The organism is Streptomyces sp. NBC_00249, from assembly GCF_026342355.1.
Lineage (GTDB): Bacteria > Actinomycetota > Actinomycetes > Streptomycetales > Streptomycetaceae > Streptomyces.
Genome location: NZ_JAPEMV010000003.1, coordinates 1 through 16,164 on the forward strand (window position 1 = coordinate 1; position 16,164 = coordinate 16,164).

A 16,164-nucleotide genomic window follows, 5' to 3' on the forward strand; every position below is an offset into this window, starting at 1 on the left:
GCTCACCTCCTTGATCCTCATGGCCGGGCCTCTTCGGAAGACGCGGGACTTCCCAGAAGTGCCTGTCGTGGTTCTACAGCCGTGAGCCTTTCCCGAAGTTCCGCGGTTGGTATCCATCGCATGCCAGGTCAGGCTGCTCTGAATTCCGAAATCATTGGGACACGTTTTGTTTGCTGCACTTCTGAGCGCCGGCCTTCTCGCCCATCAATTCATCTACGTACTCATGTACAGGCGAGAATACCTGACGTTGAGCTTCGCACCTGCTCTGGGACTCACGCTTCCGCGTCCAGTCTTCACTGCCGTGCAGATTGCCGCTATACCGATAATTTCGATACTGATGATTCTTGGGGGTCGAGCGGCAACATTCGCCGCCTTGGTCACCCTGCTTCTCTGGTCATCGATTCAAAGCCTGCGCATGTCGAATCACATCTGGCTGACTCTCTTCGGTGTGCTGGTTTTTGCCTTCTCGAACCCGGCCGAGCACGTTGTAGAGGCTCGCATGCTGCTCGGCTACCTGTACGTTGCCGCAGGAGTATTCAAATGCAACAGCGAGTTTCTCCTGTCGGACCGAAGTCTGGCCAGGGGGATAGTTAACCGTCAGGCGTCCGGTCTTAATTTGCGGGCTCCCAAGCTCTTCGTTGCGCTGTCTCCGGCAGCCGTCGTACTCGGCGAACTGGGTGCGGGATTCATGCTCTTGCTCAACTACAGATTGGACATCGCTTTCCTGGTGTGTGCCGGGCTCCACCTGGCGTTCAGCATCGTGGGAAACGCGCACTTCGCGCTCATCGCCCTTGCGTTCTGGTACGAGGCTCTGGGGGGAAGCCTGTCCTTCACGGAACTGTTGATCGGGAACGTTGCTCTGTTGGTAACGGTCATCGTGATCGGAGGGCTCTCCGGCTACGTCATCGGAAATCACACGCTGCACGGCAGTAGGATTAAGGGTGGACTCGCGGACGCCCTTCTCGTAGGCATCTATTGCGCCGCCACCGTCCTCGTCTGGAAATCTGCTGCCACGTCCACGCTGCGCGAGGGGGAGTGGAGTGCCGGGGCCGTAGTTGTTCTGGCCGCATTCTTTCTCAACTTCGTGCTGCTCTTCCTTGGCCTCAAAGGGGAGTGGGCCTTCGCCATGTTCTCGAATGTGCGCCCGTACGGAAAGGCCAAGATCCTCGGCGTCGCTCCGCGTTGGCGGACGACCTATTTCCGAGTTGAATGGGACGGCGATTTCCCCAAGTCGGCATCTGATGCACTACCCCGACATGTCATAGCACAAGTCAAGGATGGCCGGAATGTGGTCTCCGGGCCTGTTGCACATGAACTTGGGATGACTTCGGAGAAGTTCAGCACAGGCCTGCGTCTCATACCGCAGAAATATGACGAAGTTGCCGACGGTTTCGTCGACCTCCAGGACTCTGAAGTTAAGGTGAAACGGGGCCCGATCTGGGTCGCGCCGATCATCAGTCGCGACCCGGAGGCCGCCCACAAAGGATAGGTAAGTGTTCAGGGGTGCCGCTGACCTGGGCTGTTGTTCGTGGGGTGGATGGGGCCGGATAGGCTGCCGGTCGTGTCGGATCCGAGCGGGCCTGTGAGCGGTGAAGTCGCCGCGTTGAAGCTGGCGTTGGCGGCGTCCGAGGCGCGTGCGGATCAGCTTGCGGGGCTGGTGGAGGGCCTGCTGGTGCGGATCACCGAGCTGGAGGCCGCGCTGAACAAGGCCTCGAAGAATTCCTCGAAGCCGCCGTCGAAGGACGGCCCGCCCGGGGAGTGTGCCGGCTGCCTAGTGCTGTGACCGGAAAGGTTCACCGTGTCGCGGCGCCCGGCACGGCACCTCGCTGCGTTGTCGGACCACCCGAGTACGTCCAGTACGAGCGGCGGCCCTCCGCCTTGCGAGGTACCGCACCGGACACCGCGACCCGGCAAACCTTCCCGGCCACAGCACTAGCGGGATCTGTCCGGGCTGGATCTCCCGGCGCCAGAAGACGCCGAGGTGGCAACCGTGGCCCAGGTGCTGGACGTGGAGCCGGTGAAACTTCGCTGCACCGAGTACCGCACGGTGAAGGCCACCTGCCCCGCTTGCGCGGCTGTCACATCTGGACGACTGCCGGATCGAGTGTTCGGGCCGGTCTGCTACGGACCGAACGTGAAGGCGGCCACCGTGCTCCTCGCGGTCCGTGGCCACATGAGCGTGGAACGCGCGGGACAGATGATGCACGCGCTGCTGGACGCGGAGGTTTCGACCGGATTCACCAGCGGCCTGACACGACGCCTGGCCACCGAACTCGAACCGTTCATGCGCGAGTTGACCAACCGGCTGCGCGCCGCTCCGGTTCTGCACGTCGATGAGACCACTGCCACAGTCTCCGGTGACGAGGTCCGGTTTGCTGAGCGTCAGGCCCTGCTGGTCGGCGAATCCTTGGACGGCGCACGTGCGGACGCGGCGCCGGCGAGTGGGGTCTCCCCTGCTCGAACGAAGTTGAGAGCTTGGGGAAGTATGTGCACACCGCGACCACCCCGGGCGGCTTGGTTTTCCTCGGCGCTCACAAGCGCCGTTCGCACAAGGCCACCGACTCCCTGGGAATCCTGGGCAACCACCAGGACGTCCTACGCGACTTCAACACCGCCGTCGAGACGGCGAAAGCCGCAGGTCACACCCGACTCGACCCAAACATCGCGGCCGAACTGGCCGAACGCTACAAACACGCCCACCTCGTCGGACGCGCGAACAACACCGGACGCCGCACCAGCAAGGGCAAACGTCGTCCGGCCTGGGTGATGGCCGAGACCCTGCACAAACGACAAGACGAGATCCTGCTGTTCACCCGCCGCTTCGACGTGCCCTGGACCAACAACGCCGCCGAGCGCGCGCTCCGCATGGCCAAGTCGCAGATGTGCGTCTCCGGCTGCTGGCGCCGCGTCGAGACCGCCGACTGATACTGCACCGTCCGCTCCTACCTCGACACCGCCCGCAACCACGGCGCCAACCTCCTCGACGCACTCCGCGACGCCTTCACCGGCACCCCCTGGATGCCCCCGCACCACGCGTAACCCCTGAACAGTTACCCGGTGACAGGGGGCGGAAGGTGCCGGTGCCGCTCAGCCGCAGCGGGAAGGGGCGTCCGGACGACGCCACCTCCGCGAGGTGGCGTTCGATGCCGGGCAGCGCCTCCGCGTCCGCCTCGGTCGGCGGGAGCAGCGTGATGTGGGTGGGGATGCCATGGGCCGCCGGGTCGCCGAAGCCGGCCCGGCGGGCCTGGAGCAGGCTGCCGTGCGGCTCCGGGACCGCGATCGAGACACCGAGAGTGACGGTCCCCACGTTCCTCATCCTCCGTCTGCGGAGTCGTGCGAAGTCATGCGAGTGGGGTGGTGCGCGGGCAGTGTGGCGGGCGGCAGGTCCCGGCCGCCAGAGCCCAAGGGCCCGGGCCGGTACGGAATGTACCGACCCGGGCGGCCGCTCAGTGCTTGGCGGGTCAGTGCTTGGCGGGCAGGAAACCCACCCGGTCGTACGTCCGTGCCAGGGTCTCCGCGGCGACCGCACGGGCCTTCTCGGCGCCCTTGGCAAGGATCTGGTCCAGCGTCTCGGGGTCGCCCAGGTATTCCTCGGTACGGGCCTTGAAGCCGGTGCAGAAGTCCGCCATGACCTCGGCCAGGTCGGTCTTGAGCGGCCCGTACATGGAGCCCTCGTACCGCTTCTCCAGATCGGCGACCGGGGTGTCGGTCATCGCGGAGAGGATCGTCAGGAGGTTGGAGACGCCCGGCTTGGTGTCCCGGTCGAAGCGGACGACGGCCGGGTCGTCGGCGTCCGTCACCGCGCTCTTGATCTTCTTGGCGGTGGCCTTGGGCTCGTCCAGGAGGTTGACCAGGCCCTTCGGCGTCGGCGCCGACTTGGACATCTTCACGGACGGGTCCTGGAGGTCGTAGATCTTGGCGACCTCCTTGAGGATGTGCGGGTCCGGGACAGTGAAGGTGTCGCCGAAGCGGCCGTTGAAGCGGGTCGCGATGTCGCGGGTCAGCTCCACGTGCTGGCGCTGGTCCTCGCCGACCGGGACGGAGTTCGCCTGGTACAGGAGGATGTCCGCGACCTGCAGGATCGGGTAGGTGAACAGGCCGACGGTGGCGCGGTCCGCGCCCTGCTTGGCCGACTTGTCCTTGAACTGCGTCATCCGGGACGCCTCGCCGAACCCGGTGATGCAGTTCATCACCCACGCCAGCTGGGCGTGCTCCGGGACGTGGCTCTGCACGAAGAGCGTGCAGAGCTCCGGGTCGAGACCGGTCGCGAGCAGCTGGGCGGCCGCGATACGGGTGTTGACGCGCAGCTCGGCGGGGTCCTGCGGGACGGTGATCGCGTGCAGGTCGACCACCATGTAGAAGGCGTCGTGGGACTCCTGCAGCGCCACGTACTGACGGATCGCGCCCAGGTAGTTGCCGAGGTGGAACGAGCCCGCGGTGGGCTGGATACCGGAGAGCGCACGAGGTTGGGAAGGCATAGCGCTCATTGTCTCAGGTGGCCCGTGCACACGGGGAACCGATCCGGCTCCCGCGGTGTACACAGGTGTGAGCACGCGGGAGGGGAGCCGCACCCTGACACCGGGGGACGAGAACGCGCTGATCGCGCGCGTACGCGCCGGGGAGGCCGAGGCGTACGCGGAGGACGTGGTGCAGGCCGCGTTGCTCAAGGCGTACCGGGCGCTCGGATCGTTCCGGGACGGCGCCTCGTTCCGTCCCTGGCTCCTTCGGATCGTCGCCAATGACGAAGAACACGGCGCGCGGGGAGGTGCGACGGCGGTCGCTCGCCGACCGAGAGGCGCGGCTGCGCACCCCGGACACCGGCCCCGATCCGCTCTCGGCCGCCCTCGACGGGGAGCGCCGCACCGTCCTTGCCGCCGCCCTCGGGCAGCTCAGCGACGAGCACCGGCAGGTCGTCACCTACCGCTACCTTCTGGAACTCAGCGAGTCCGACACGGCGGCCGCGCTCGGCTGCCGTCCCGGCACGGTGAAATCCCGGCTCAACCGGGCGCTGCGGAAACTGGAGCGGGCGCTGAGGGAGGAAGGGGGCGAGGGGCGTGTCGTCTGAGCTGGAGAACGAGCTGCGGTCGTACGGCCGCGGCCTCGCCGGTCCCGCGGACGGTGACGCGATGGCCGCCCGGGTCCTCTCGGAGATCGCGGACGGTGGTCTCGTCCCGGACGTCCCCCGGCCGTGCGGGTCTGGGCGCGGCGGCGCCGGCAGGCGCTGCTCGCCGTGTTTGCGGTGCTGGTGCTGGTGCTGGTGCTGGTGCTGGTGCTGGTGCTGGTGCTGACGCCGCCGGTGCGGGCGCAGGTCGCGCAGTGGTTCGTGCCCGTCGTGCCGGGTGAGGCGGCCGGGCTGGGCGCGCCCGACGCGGTGACCGTCGCCGGGACGGAGGAGGGCCGGCGGGTGGTGTCGCTGTGCTGGCGCGACGGCAGTGACGGCGGGTGGATCCGGCTCGACGCCGGAAGACGTCGTGAACGTCCTTCTGCCGCATCTGGCTGCGGTGGTGGTTGAGTCGGGCGTGGTGGACGACGGGGTCGTGGTCGTCATGGCGCGTACCCGGGATGGTCCGGCGGCGTGTACGGGCTGCGGGCAAGAATCGCTGTGGGTGCACAGTGACTACCAGCGGCACGTGGCCGATGAGGCGGCCGGAAGCCGGTCGTTGCGCATCGATCTGACGGTCCGCCGTCTGTACTGCGAGAACCCGTCGTGCCCAAGACGACGTTTGCCGAGCAGGTCGCCGACGTAACGGTGCGCTACCAGCGGCGGACCCCGGCCCTGCAGCAGGTAGTGGCCGCCGTGGCCGTGGCCCTGGCGGGCAAGGCCGGATCGCGTCTGCTGCACCATCTGAACCAGACGCTGAGCTGGGCTCCTGTGCTGAACGGCCTGATGGCGCTGCCGGATCCGCCGGCACCGGAGCCGAGGGTGATCGCGGCAGACGATTTCGCGCTACGCCGCGGTCGTCGCTACGGGACGCTGGTAGTCGACGCGGAGAGCCGACTTCCGCTCGATATGTGGGACAGCCGCGACGCCGAACCGCTGGCCGCCTGGCTGCGTGTCCACCCGGGCATCGAGGCGGTCTGCCGGGACGGCTCGCAGACCTACCGCTCCGCGATCAGCGCCGGGGCACCCGAAGCGACCCAGGTCAGCGACCGCTTCCACCTGTGGCAGGGGCTCGGGCGAAAGGTCTACGAGGTCGTCGCCGCGCACCGGGGATGCCTGCCCGAGCCCGGGCCGGAGGCGACCGCGCCAGCGGTGGCGGGCGGCCTGACCGCCGCCCGAACGCGCCGCCGCCGAGGCACGCCTTGGTACGGATCATCAACGGAGAAGCTGCATCGGGATCTGAAGGCCGTCGGTCGCACCCGAGGGAACCTTCCGCCCGGAGGGCCGATGGCCTCGTGCCCCGGCGAAACACCCCCGTGACCTGCGGTGTACCAAAGTGCCAGCTGTCTCGCTGATTCCATACCAGCAGTTACTGAACCTGGTTGGCATCGATGCAGGTCCCGGACGTGGCCTGGTGCCAACTACGAAGCCTGGTCACAACGCCGGTGGCCCCGCCGGAGAGTCGCGTGCGGGTCAGGAGGGTTCCCGCTCTGCGGTCATCATTTCTTACGCCGGCCCCGACGCCGGTGTTGCGTGGATGGCCGACATGACTTCCTCGGGTGTTTCCACGAATGCGGCCACGTCGGCGAGTGGCACGTTCAAGAAGTCCTCTTCGTGCATTCGCTGCAGAAGCTCCTGCAGCGGACGGTAGAAACCATCGGTGCTCAGGAAGACCAGCGGGGCCGACGTCATGCCGTGGCGTCGCAATTCGATTGCGTCCGTGGCTTCGTCCAACGTACCGGTTCCGCCGGCGACCACCACGACGGCGTCGGTGTTGGAAAGAAGCTGTTTCTTTCGGTCGGCGAGGTCTTGAGCAATGGTCATTGTCGATCCAGGTCTGATGTACCGCTCCAGGAAACCGACGGAAATGCCTTCGGACTTTCCACCGGCCTCTTCGGCAGCATCGACCAGAACCTTCATGAGGCCCAGATCCGTTCCGCCCCACACGACGGTGTGCCCGGCTTCGCCGAAGAGGCGTCCGAGATGACCGGCCGCTCGTTGATAGCGATCGGGAACAGGGTTCGAGGACAAGAAGACTGTGATCCGCATCCGGGCATCCTAAGGAGGGCTGTTACGCAAGATCAGCGCTATTTCGCTCAGCAGGTCGAACATAGTGGTGCCCGGTCGCGCCGCGCGGATATTCGAGCGGTACTGGAGGGCGCCTGGACCGGGCCTCCGGCCCCGGGCGCCCTCGCAGTGGTCAGCCCGCCGCCGTGACCAAGGCGACAACATGGCCCTTGTGTCCACGCTGCCGGAGCTCGGCCGCGCCGGCCAACGCTGCGGCGGAGGAGAGTTCGACCAGCCAGCCGTGCGAGGCGGCGACAGCCTGCGCCTTGGCCAGGTCGTCGTCGTCGACGACCAGGACATCGCCACCGCTGTGGCGAACTGCCCGTGCGGCAGCGGCCGTTGCCTGGGGGTCGCTGATCGACAGTGCCGCCACCCGGTCGGGGTACTCGCTGGTCAGCGGCTGCCGGCGGCCGCTGCGGACCGCCTCCTGGAGGCTGGGGAAGCGCACCACCGCGAGCATCCGGGGGATCCGGGAGATCCAGCCGAGCCGCCGGATCTCGTCGAACCCCGCCACCATCGCGCAGAGGGCATCGGCGCGGGAGACCGGTACGGTGATCCAGTCGGGGACCGACCAGGCCCGCTGTTCGGCGATCTCGTAGGCCAGCGTCCGGTAAGCACGAACTCCGACGGGATGGCTGCTCACCGGCGGGACCTGGTAGTTGCTGACGGGGAACCAGCCCCGCTCGCGGACCCCGCGTTCGAGTTCGGTCCAACGGTCCTGCCAGGATTCGGTGAAACGGATCTCGGCCCCCATGGCTCGCAGCGAACGCTCCGTGTCCGGCGACGCCATTCCGCCTTCTTTGGCGAGGATCACGCAGTGCAGTCCCGCGGCAGCGGCATAGGCGGCCGTGGAGACGGCTGCGTTCCCGGTCGAGGCGACCGCGACCGTGCCGAATCCCCGGGCCTGTGCCCATGACACGGCCGTACTCGCCATCCGGTCCTTGAATGATCCGGTCGGATTCGCCCGTTCGTCCTTGATCCAGACTCCTGTCATGTGCCGGAGGGGGACCAGCGGGGTGTTTCCCTCCCCCAAGGAGACCGGGTCCGGCAGGGGAGGGAAGAATTCGCGCCACTTCCACATGGAGGCATCGCCCTGCACAGAGGTGGGGCGCTGCGGTCCGATGCCTTCACGGTGCAACTCGACGGCCATGTGTATGCCGTGGTCCAGGCACTGCGGGCAAGGCTGTACCGCGTGGGATATTCCGCCCTCCCACAGGCAGCTTGGGCATCGCAGGCCCCAGACGTCATTGTGGTTGGCCAAAATTGTTCTTCCCTTCAAAATCTGACAGTGATCTTGTGTGTCTTCGTCAAGCCGAATCACTACAGGCCTTGGCGTAAGTCTGTCTACTTCGGGGGAAGTTCATGGATCGGCGTGTGCGTGTGCTGCGTAAGGGGCCGGCGAAACGTGGAGCCCGGTGGCCCGATTCGGTCCCTGACGGCGCTGTCGAGCCCGCCTGAGCCGGGCCGTCACCTCCAGCGCTCCCTTCTCTGAGACCCCGCACCCGACCCTGTCGCCGTCCGCGTTCCTCTTCGTGAACTCGGACGAGTCCGCGCGGCCGGTGCGGTCCGCGCCCTCGGGGCCCCTGTCGATCCGCTGTGCGCGGAGCGGGTCCCTCCTTCGGCGCGGGTGCTGACCACCGGCGTGTCCGCCGACCTCAAAGCCGCCCGTTACCTGATCCGTGGAGAGCTCTTCTCGTGTACAAGCACATCGCAGACATGCTCGCGCAGCCGGCACTCGTCCAACTGGACCCCGGCTTATTGGTCATCCGGTTCGAGTGCATGAAGGTCGCATCGGCCCTCGGTGTCGTCGAGTCCCTGATCCAGGACGGGGTCGTGGAGAAGGGCGACACCCTCGTCGACAGCTCAAGTGGCCTCTACGCGCTCGCGCTCGCGCTGGCCTGCTCGAAGTACGACCTGCGATGTCACATCGTCGCCAGCCCTGCCGTCGACCCGGCCCTGATGGTCCAGCTCACGTCCTTGGGCGCCACCGTGGAGCAGCCCTCCGGAACGGGCGACGCCACGTTCGACCAAGGTGCGCGGGTCCAGCGCGTCCAGGAGATCGTCGCCGGCCTCCCCGGCGCCTACTGGATGCGCCAGTACCACGACACACGGCACTACGACGGCTACCGGGCCATCGCGAAATCCGTCGCCGCCTCGCTCGGGTCGGACGAGGCCGTACTCGTCGGCGGAGTGGGTACCGGTGTGTCCACCGCGGGGATCGGGCAGGGACTGGCCGAGTGCGGCATCAGCCCCACTGTCATCGGGGTCCAGCCGTTCGGCAGCGTGTCCTTCGGGAGCCAGCACGTCGAGGACCCCGAGTTCCTCATATCCGGGCTCGGCAGCGGCATCCCCTTCGGCAACATCGACTACTCGATCTACCGTGAGATCCACTGGATCGACTACGCCACGGCACGACGCGGGGCGATCACCGTCCTGCGGCGGCACGGGTTGTTCGCGGGCCTGTCGAGCGGTGCGGCCTACGCAGTCGCGAACTGGCACCGTCGCTCGGCCGACCGGCCGGTCGTCTTCATCAGCCCGGACCCCGGCCACCGGTACCTGTCGACGGTCTTCGCCGGAGCCGACTCCGTCTCCGAACTCGGACAGGCCGATGTCCCGCGGCGCGTCTCGTCCTCGTCCGAGCTGGCTCCGCCCTGGTGCTGGACCCCCTGGCAGAGCACCGGCCAGCAGTTCACCGCACCGTGAGCAGGACGGCCCCGGATTCGCCTCCCCGTCCGGGCGGGATGCATCGAGAGGAGGTGCTGCTGCTCGCGGGCGCCTTCCTCTCGAGCGTCGGTGTCCTGCTCGTCGCGCCCTATCTCGCTGTCTACCTCACCCGCGACCTCGGGTGGAGCAACACAGCCGCCGGCTTCGTCATCGGCCTCAGTTTCTGCTTCACACGGGCAGCGGGACTGGCGTCCGGATGGCTGTGCCGACGCATCCCCGCGCTGACCGTCATGCACTCGGGGAACGTGCTCCGGATCATCGGCTACCTCCTGCTGCTCCGGGACGACGCCCCTTCGACCACCGCGGCGCTGGTGCTGACGGGCGCGGGCGCGGGGATCTACTTCCCGGCGGCAAAGGAGCTGCTTCTGCGAGTCGTGCCCGAGGAACGGCAGTTGCGCTCCCTGGCCGTGCGCAACGGGGCCGCCAACCTGGGTGCCGCCCTCGGGCCGCTGGCGGGCCTCCTGGCGCTCCACTACGACTCGAGGCTGATGTTCGTCGCAGCGGCTACGGTATTCCTGGCCCTGACGCTGTCCCAGCTCACGATGGCCGGAGCGCGGGCCATCGCTCCTGCGGTCAGGGGCGGTGCGGGACCGACGCTGCGGCTGCTGCGCCCGCTCCTCGTCATCGCGGTGGTGGACGGTACGGCGGCGATACTCCTGGAGAGTTCGCTGCCACAGGTCGTGGCCGGAGGCGGCAACGACTCCGCGCTGACCTTCGTCTTCCTCGCCAACAGCGTTGCCGTCATCCTGCTCCAGCCGTTCGCGCTGTGGACCGTCGGCGGGGGCAGACGGATCACCCTTCCCGTGGCCGGCGCCGCCATGGCGCTGGGCATCCTCCCGTTCAGCCTGGCCGCCTCCCACGTCGCGCTCTGGGTCGGCGGAGCCGTGGCCATCGCCGTGGCTGAAGTCCTCGTCGTCCTGTGGCTCGACGACCAGGTGCGGCATCTGCCGTCTCCGGCCACCGCCTACGGATACCTGAGTCTGGGCGACGGTATCGGCGGCCTGTGCGGCGCCACCGTCTCGTCATGGCTCGTCGCGAGAACGACGGGGACGGGTGCCGTCTTCGCCAACTCGCTCTGGGTGCTCGCGGCCGCCTTCCTGGCCGTCGGAGCGCTCGCCACCGTCCTGCCTCGCCACCGGGCCGGTCCCGGCGCCGAGGTCACGAGAGTTCGAGAAACCGAAAGGAACAAGGGATGAAGACAAGCAGCCTCTGGGGCAAGCCGCAGTCGCGCTACTACTCCTACCTCGCACGGATCGAGGCGGCGGAGGCGGCGAAGGCGCCCACCTTGGCAGTCATCGGCTGCGCCGACGGCAAGTACGTGCTCCCGGCCGCCCGCAAGGGCTTCGAGGTCTGGGCCGTCGACGTCGACGACATCGCCGTCAACGGAGGAGTCAAACAGGACGCCTCGGGCGAGGTGCAGGTACCGGGCCTGGTGAGCCGGGTCAAGCAGGAAGACCTCTCGGACCGTGTCGAGGTCACCTGCGGTGACTTCATGGACTTCCCCCGGCCAGGACAGTTCGACGCCGTGTTCACGAGCGGAGCGCTGCAGTACTCGTTCAACAGCAGGCATCGGCTCGCCGGCATGGTCGACGCGGTCTGCGACCTCGTCCGGGTGGGCGGCCTCGTCTACTTCGACTACATGCTGCCCCTGGAGAAGAAGTACAAGGGCCGTGAGAACTGTCCGGAGGCCCAGTGGTGGAAGGACCACTTCGCGGGCCGTTCGGACTTCCAGGTACTGCACCACCGTGTTCTCCCGCCGGTCCTCGACAAGGCACACATCGAGTTCCCGGTCGATCACTACCACCAGTGGGGACACCTCCTCGTGCGGCGGGCCGAATGAGGCCGCCCGTGTACGTCCCCCCGTCCCGGCAACGCCCGCCCGGCTTCGAGGAGATCGTCGAGTCCACGCTGTGCCCGTATGCGCAGACGGCCGTCGTCCGAGTGCTGCCGCCCCTCGGCGACGAACCGATCGACACGTACTTCCGGCGCATCGCCCCCGAGATCCGCCGCCGCGTCAGCAGCGCGGAAGCGGACGGCACCGATGCCGTGCTCACCGAGCTGCCCGTCGAGCGGGTCGGCAGCCGGCCCCAGGAGCTCGCGCCGGTCCTGGGCGCGTGGATCAGGGAGATAGCCGACGAAGGGTCGGAGTGCTTACCGGACACGGTTCCTGCGCGCTGGCGTCTCAAGGTGGCGGGCAGCGATGTCTTCGTCGCCGTGTTCACGCCGGATTTCGGCAGGCGGCACGCCCGGTACACGCCGGACACACGCCATGTGTACGTCATGCTCCAGCCCGATTCGTCGTTCCACCGCCGGCTGCCGGAAGACTCCGGTCGGGTGCGGAGGTCGATCCGGCGCCGCTTCGCCAGAGCCGGACGAGACTACGACACCACCTGCCCGGAGGCCGAGCGCTTCCTCCCGCCGTGTGGCGGCGAGGAGCCGACGGCATGGTGGGAGTACAGCATGAAGGAGGTCTACCGATGAGGCACGTAGCCATGCTCGAGGCTCTCAACCATGGTCTGCGGTTCTTCGACGCGGCTGCCGCCAGGCTCGGGGTCCAGCTGCACCTGCTCACGTTCGACCAGCCGTACTACGCCCAGGAACTCCGTGCGGCACCCGCAATCCGCTGCCACTCGATGGACACCTCCTCCGTCGACGACGTCGCCGGGTTCCTCGTCGAGCACGACATCGCGGCGCTCATCAGCAATACGGACCGCTGGGCGCCGACGGCGGAGGCGCTGGCCGAACGGCTCGCCCTCCCGGGAGTGCAGCGGAACACCGGAGAGCTGCTCGACAAGACATCGACGCGGCAACGGCTCCACGAGGCGGGGCTCGCGCGGAGCCGGGCCGTGGCCGGCACCGAGGCCCTGGCCCTGGGCGGAGAGGTCCTCGATGTCGCCTCCCGGCCGGTCATCGTGAAGGACGCGCGCGGCTCCGGCAGCAAGGACGTCCTCTTCGCCACCACCGCCCGAGGTGTGCTGCGACGGATCAAGGAGCTGGAGTCCCGCGGGGTGCCCGCGAGCCGGTGCACCGTCGAGACGTACGCGACGGGACCGATGTTCAGTGCCGAGACCTGGACCACGGACGAGCGTACGCACCTGCTGGGTGTGAGCAGTCGAACCATCTCGCCCATGCCGAACTGGAAGGAAACGGATTCGACCTACCCGGTCCGCCCCGGCAGTGACTGGGAACGGGAGGTGGGCGTCTGGGTATCGAGTGTGCTGGAGGCCGTCGGACGAGGTCCCGGACCGTCCCATGTCGAATTCATCGACACCGGACACGGATTCGAGCTCGTCGAGGTGAACCCCCGCCTCGGAGGCGGCCTCGGAGGCGCCGGAATCGTAGAGGCCACCGGCGTCGACGTCTACGCTCTCCTCATCCACAACGCGCTCGGGGACTCTACGGAGAAGGTGTTCGCACAGGAGAGCGGAGTGCCCGGCGTCGGCGGATACGCGCAGGTCGACAAGTACGCGTCGCGTACCGGTCCGCTCGGTTCCGTCCTCGGCGAGGAGATCCTCGCCGGCTTCCCCGGCCGACCGCAATGGCATCCTGTGCGGCTGCCCGACTACATCGTGTCGGACCTCACGCACCAAGGGGCCGCCTTCGGCACGGTCTCGGCCGTCGGTGACGACGCGCAGACGGCACTCTTCCACGCACACGCGGCCGCACGACACATCGTTCCAGCGAGCGACTGGGTGACCGATGACCAGGACTGACACCACACGCGACAACGCCCTGTCCATCGTGGGCATCGGCTACGGAGGAGACGTCACGGCCCGTGCGTCGGAGCTGCTGGGCCGCGCCGACCTCGTCGTCGGCCATCCCGACTTCATCCGGCAAGTGGCCCATCTGCTGAAGCCCGGTGCCGAATCGACGGACGTGGTCGCCGACGCGGAACCCGGCCAGGACGTCTTCGCGCTGCGAGCCCGCCTCGCCGCGGAGGCGCTCGCCTCCGGGAAGCGCGCCGTCATCGTGACGGCGGGCGACCCGGGCCTCCTCGGGATGGCGGGGCCCACCCTGTCGGCGCTGCGGGGTCAAGTCGGCCTCGAAGACGTGGGTATCGTCCCGGGCCTCTCGGCGTGGCAGTACGCATCGGCGATGCTCGGAGCCCCGTTCAACGGCGGCCTCGTCACGTTCCCTCTCTGTCTCCACGGTGAGTCCGACGCCGACGTCGCGCGCCGCGTACGGAGCGCGGCCGACAGTGGCCTGGGAACGTGCCTCTACATGCTGCGACATAATGGCGAGGCCCACCCCGAGCTCTTCCCGACCGACGAACCCGCGGTCGAAATAGCCCTACGCCGCTTCGCGATGGTGCGTGACGCCTTCCTCGCGGCCCGCCCCGAAGACACCCCCGCAGTGATCGTCTCGGATCTCGACCACGAACGACCGCGCCGGGTGACGACCTCCCTCCTCGACCTGAAATCCGTGTGGGACGAGGTAACCGAAACCTCCGTCCTGTGCATTCCCGGAGAACGGTTCGCCGCCGACTCCGGCCGACTTTGGACTGTGACATGAGCACCAGCCAACGCCCCGCCGTGGGACTCGCCAGCCGTAACGCCATCAAGTTCGACGAGACCCAGGGCATATTCCCCGACGTCGTCCGGCTCGGCCTCGACCTCACGGAGATCCAGGACACCGATCCCCGCGTCGTCGTCCAGCACAAACTGGACCAGGTCGCAGCGCTCGAGCTGGACCATCCGGTCATCGTCGAGGACACGGCTCTGAGCTTCCACTCCTGGAACGGGCTTCCCGGCGCACTCATCGCCTGGTTCGTCGAGAAACTCGGGCCGGAGGGGATCTGGGACCTCGTCGCCGCTGCCGAGGACCGTCGCGCGGTCGCGGTGAGCGCGGTCGGAATCGTCCACCGCGGTCAGCAGGCGACCTGGTCCGACTCCACCGAGGGCCTCCTCGTAGCGCCTCGGGGCCCTGCCGCAGGATGGACGTCGATCTTCGAGGTGGCCGGGACCGGTCAGACGCTCGCGGAGATGTCCCGGGCGATGCGACACCAAGTGACCATGAGGCGAGCCCCCTTGCTGGAAGCACGGGACTGGCTGGACCAGGTGTCCGCCACGGCGGGCGCATGACGATGCCCGGGACAACGCACGTCGTACGAGTGGAAGGCCTGGACGCGGCGGGCCCGTTCTGGGACGGGCTTCCGCACAGCCTCTTCTCCTCCGCGAACTGGCTGCGCACGGGGGAGGTGCTCGGGGGCACGCCGGCCCGCTACACCGTCGTCCAGCGGGAGGGCCGCCCCAGTTCGGCGCAGGTGACCTGGCAGAGCACCGGCGAGATGTGGGTGTACAACGATCCGGTCGCCCTTCTCCGCCTCGGCGCGGCGGAGCTGGCCGGCCATGTCGACGAGGCCGCGGCGACGGAGGTCGCGGAGCTGGCGGGCGCGGTGGAACGGGCGGCGCACGAGCTGTACCCGGCTCGCGTCAGCGTTCTCCCCAGCGGGTACCGGCCCGGGCTCGTCGTGGGCTGCGCCGACGACGTCCCTCTCCTGCTCGACGATCTGGAGAAGGACGGCGATCCCACGACCGCCGTCATGCACGTCGACGACGGGGACGACCGCACGGTCGCCCTCCTCAAGGAGCGTGGATACATCGGCCTGACCGCGGCCGGAGACAGCGTCCTGGAACTGGACCCGGCGTGGGGCGGTCTCGAGGACTACGCGGCAGCCGAGAGGAGGCGGGGCAAGCGGGTCCGGCACGAAGTCGACGCGTTCCGTGCCGCGGGCGCCACGATCCGCCAGGTCGACGTCGCTGCCCTCGGGGCTCGGCACGCGGAGCTCCACGCGGCGCATCTGCGCCGCTACGGCCACGACGCCACCGAGGACTCGTCACGTCGGCTCATCTCGGCCATCCAGCAATGGCCCGCGGGCCGGCCGCTCGTCCTCGAGATCGTCCAGGACGGCACCGTCGAAGGATTCCTCGTGGCCTACGAGTGGGGCGACGAGCTGTTCGCCAGCATGCTCGGCATTTCGCCCGAGGCGCCCTACGGGTACTTCAACCTCATCTACTACGAGCCCATCAGGCGGGCCGTCGCGGCAGGGCTGTCACGCATCCGCTTCGGGCCGGGCACCTACCAGGCGAAGCGGCAGCGTGGATGCACCGTGCGGCCGCTGACGAGCTACGTCCGGGTCCCGGACCGCTGGGAAGCCACCGTTGCCCGTCTCGCTTCGCTGCTCGACGCTGCCTACCGTCGCGAGATGGGAGCGTCGGGAGGGTAGGGGCGAGGCGGCGGCTCCGGACTCCGGGAAGAGCGCCAGGAAGTCA

The 16,164-nt window shown here is 68.2% G+C and carries 16 protein-coding genes and 4 pseudogenes; 16 read left to right on the forward strand and 4 right to left on the reverse strand.

The features are described 5' to 3' along the window. The first annotated feature begins 373 nt into the window (after positions 1 to 373). The 4 genes and pseudogenes from OOK31_RS14325 (at position 374) to OOK31_RS14335 (ending at position 2,925) form a co-directional block, all read left to right on the forward strand. Positions 374 to 1,489, forward strand: a complete 1,116-nt coding sequence (locus OOK31_RS14325) for a hypothetical protein (protein WP_267012890.1) — start codon at positions 374 to 376, stop codon at positions 1,487 to 1,489. Between the two features lie 48 nt (positions 1,490 to 1,537). Beyond that, positions 1,538 to 1,750: pseudogene (locus tag OOK31_RS14330) on the forward strand (DUF6444 domain-containing protein); the annotation flags it as partial. A 354-nt stretch (positions 1,751 to 2,104) separates the two neighbouring features. Beyond that, positions 2,105 to 2,347, forward strand: a pseudogene (locus tag OOK31_RS39535) (transposase); the annotation flags it as partial. Positions 2,348 to 2,475: 128 nt separating this feature from the next. Further along, a complete protein-coding gene (locus OOK31_RS14335; RefSeq protein WP_267012891.1) occupies positions 2,476 to 2,925 on the forward strand; it encodes a transposase in 450 nt (149 codons plus the stop codon). 130 nt (positions 2,926 to 3,055) lie between these two features. Here the strand turns inward: OOK31_RS14335 and OOK31_RS14340 are convergent. Together OOK31_RS14340 and trpS are read right to left on the reverse strand one after the other, a co-directional pair. Further along, positions 3,056 to 3,307, reverse strand: a pseudogene (locus OOK31_RS14340) (2'-5' RNA ligase family protein); the annotation flags it as partial. 154 nt (positions 3,308 to 3,461) lie between these two features. After that, positions 3,462 to 4,478 (reverse strand): tryptophan--tRNA ligase, encoded by a 1,017-nt coding sequence (gene trpS, locus OOK31_RS14345; RefSeq protein ID WP_267012892.1) that lies wholly within the window; start codon positions 4,476 to 4,478, stop codon positions 3,462 to 3,464. Between the two features lie 67 nt (positions 4,479 to 4,545). Here trpS and OOK31_RS14350 point away from each other — a divergent pair. The 4 genes and pseudogenes from OOK31_RS14350 (at position 4,546) to OOK31_RS14360 (ending at position 6,421) form a co-directional block, all read left to right on the forward strand. After that, positions 4,546 to 5,065, forward strand: a pseudogene (locus OOK31_RS14350) (RNA polymerase sigma factor). A gap of 123 nt (positions 5,066 to 5,188) precedes the next feature. Then, positions 5,189 to 5,512 (forward strand): hypothetical protein, encoded by a 324-nt coding sequence (locus tag OOK31_RS14355; protein ID WP_267012893.1) that lies wholly within the window; start codon positions 5,189 to 5,191, stop codon positions 5,510 to 5,512. A 34-nt stretch (positions 5,513 to 5,546) separates the two neighbouring features. Further along, the gene (locus OOK31_RS39540) at positions 5,547 to 5,747 is read left to right on the forward strand and encodes a transposase family protein (RefSeq protein WP_353962693.1); all 201 of its coding nucleotides are present in this window, start codon (positions 5,547 to 5,549) and stop codon (positions 5,745 to 5,747) included. Next, positions 5,708 to 6,421 carry a transposase gene (locus OOK31_RS14360; RefSeq protein ID WP_267012894.1) on the forward strand — a complete coding sequence of 238 codons (714 nt, stop codon included), beginning with the start codon at positions 5,708 to 5,710 and terminating at the stop codon, positions 6,419 to 6,421. Before OOK31_RS39540 ends, OOK31_RS14360 begins: the two co-directional genes overlap by 40 nt. A gap of 186 nt (positions 6,422 to 6,607) precedes the next feature. Here OOK31_RS14360 and OOK31_RS14365 read toward each other — a convergent pair whose 3' ends face one another. Further along, the gene (locus OOK31_RS14365) at positions 6,608 to 7,150 is read right to left on the reverse strand and encodes a TIGR00730 family Rossman fold protein (RefSeq protein WP_267012895.1); all 543 of its coding nucleotides are present in this window, start codon (positions 7,148 to 7,150) and stop codon (positions 6,608 to 6,610) included. A gap of 151 nt (positions 7,151 to 7,301) precedes the next feature. Beyond that, entirely contained in the window at positions 7,302 to 8,318 is a 1,017-nt protein-coding gene (locus tag OOK31_RS14370; RefSeq protein ID WP_323188214.1) for a pyridoxal-phosphate dependent enzyme, read from the reverse strand. A gap of 545 nt (positions 8,319 to 8,863) precedes the next feature. Between OOK31_RS14370 and OOK31_RS14375 the strand changes: the two genes are divergently transcribed. The 8 genes from OOK31_RS14375 to OOK31_RS14410 are packed head-to-tail and all read left to right on the forward strand — an operon-like array spanning position 8,864 to position 16,118. After that, entirely contained in the window at positions 8,864 to 9,871 is a 1,008-nt protein-coding gene (locus tag OOK31_RS14375; protein WP_267012896.1) for a pyridoxal-phosphate dependent enzyme, read from the forward strand. A 38-nt stretch (positions 9,872 to 9,909) separates the two neighbouring features. Then, a complete protein-coding gene (locus tag OOK31_RS14380) occupies positions 9,910 to 11,088 on the forward strand; it encodes an MFS transporter (protein ID WP_267012897.1) in 1,179 nt (392 codons plus the stop codon). Next, positions 11,085 to 11,732, forward strand: a complete 648-nt coding sequence (locus tag OOK31_RS14385) for a bifunctional 2-polyprenyl-6-hydroxyphenol methylase/3-demethylubiquinol 3-O-methyltransferase UbiG (protein WP_267012898.1) — start codon at positions 11,085 to 11,087, stop codon at positions 11,730 to 11,732. Before OOK31_RS14380 ends, OOK31_RS14385 begins: the two co-directional genes overlap by 4 nt. 8 nt (positions 11,733 to 11,740) lie before the next feature. Beyond that, a complete protein-coding gene (locus OOK31_RS14390; protein ID WP_267012899.1) occupies positions 11,741 to 12,373 on the forward strand; it encodes a YqcI/YcgG family protein in 633 nt (210 codons plus the stop codon). Then, entirely contained in the window at positions 12,370 to 13,605 is a 1,236-nt protein-coding gene (locus OOK31_RS14395; protein ID WP_267012900.1) for a hypothetical protein, read from the forward strand. The genes OOK31_RS14390 and OOK31_RS14395 overlap by 4 nt, the downstream gene beginning before the upstream one ends. Next, the gene (locus OOK31_RS14400; protein ID WP_267012901.1) at positions 13,592 to 14,404 is read left to right on the forward strand and encodes an SAM-dependent methyltransferase; all 813 of its coding nucleotides are present in this window, start codon (positions 13,592 to 13,594) and stop codon (positions 14,402 to 14,404) included. Before OOK31_RS14395 ends, OOK31_RS14400 begins: the two co-directional genes overlap by 14 nt. Then, positions 14,401 to 14,973, forward strand: a complete 573-nt coding sequence (locus OOK31_RS14405; RefSeq protein ID WP_267012902.1) for a non-canonical purine NTP pyrophosphatase — start codon at positions 14,401 to 14,403, stop codon at positions 14,971 to 14,973. Before OOK31_RS14400 ends, OOK31_RS14405 begins: the two co-directional genes overlap by 4 nt. After that, a complete protein-coding gene (locus OOK31_RS14410; RefSeq protein ID WP_267012903.1) occupies positions 14,970 to 16,118 on the forward strand; it encodes a GNAT family N-acetyltransferase in 1,149 nt (382 codons plus the stop codon). Before OOK31_RS14405 ends, OOK31_RS14410 begins: the two co-directional genes overlap by 4 nt. Positions 16,119 to 16,164 lie beyond the last annotated feature (46 nt).

Coding starts and splice junctions, on each gene's coding strand:
- OOK31_RS14380 (WP_267012897.1), top strand. CDS start 9,910: ATGCATCGAGAGGAGGTGCTGCTGCTCGCGGGCGCCTTCCTCTCGAGC.
- OOK31_RS39540 (WP_353962693.1), top strand. CDS start 5,547: ATGGCGCGTACCCGGGATGGTCCGGCGGCGTGTACGGGCTGCGGGCAA.
- OOK31_RS14365 (WP_267012895.1), bottom strand. CDS start 7,150: ATGCGGATCACAGTCTTCTTGTCCTCGAACCCTGTTCCCGATCGCTAT.
- OOK31_RS14400 (WP_267012901.1), top strand. CDS start 13,592: ATGACCAGGACTGACACCACACGCGACAACGCCCTGTCCATCGTGGGC.
- OOK31_RS14370 (WP_323188214.1), bottom strand. CDS start 8,318: ATGGCCGTCGAGTTGCACCGTGAAGGCATCGGACCGCAGCGCCCCACC.
- trpS (WP_267012892.1), bottom strand. CDS start 4,478: ATGCCTTCCCAACCTCGTGCGCTCTCCGGTATCCAGCCCACCGCGGGC.
- OOK31_RS14410 (WP_267012903.1), top strand. CDS start 14,970: ATGACGATGCCCGGGACAACGCACGTCGTACGAGTGGAAGGCCTGGAC.
- OOK31_RS14385 (WP_267012898.1), top strand. CDS start 11,085: ATGAAGACAAGCAGCCTCTGGGGCAAGCCGCAGTCGCGCTACTACTCC.
- OOK31_RS14395 (WP_267012900.1), top strand. CDS start 12,370: ATGAGGCACGTAGCCATGCTCGAGGCTCTCAACCATGGTCTGCGGTTC.
- OOK31_RS14405 (WP_267012902.1), top strand. CDS start 14,401: ATGAGCACCAGCCAACGCCCCGCCGTGGGACTCGCCAGCCGTAACGCC.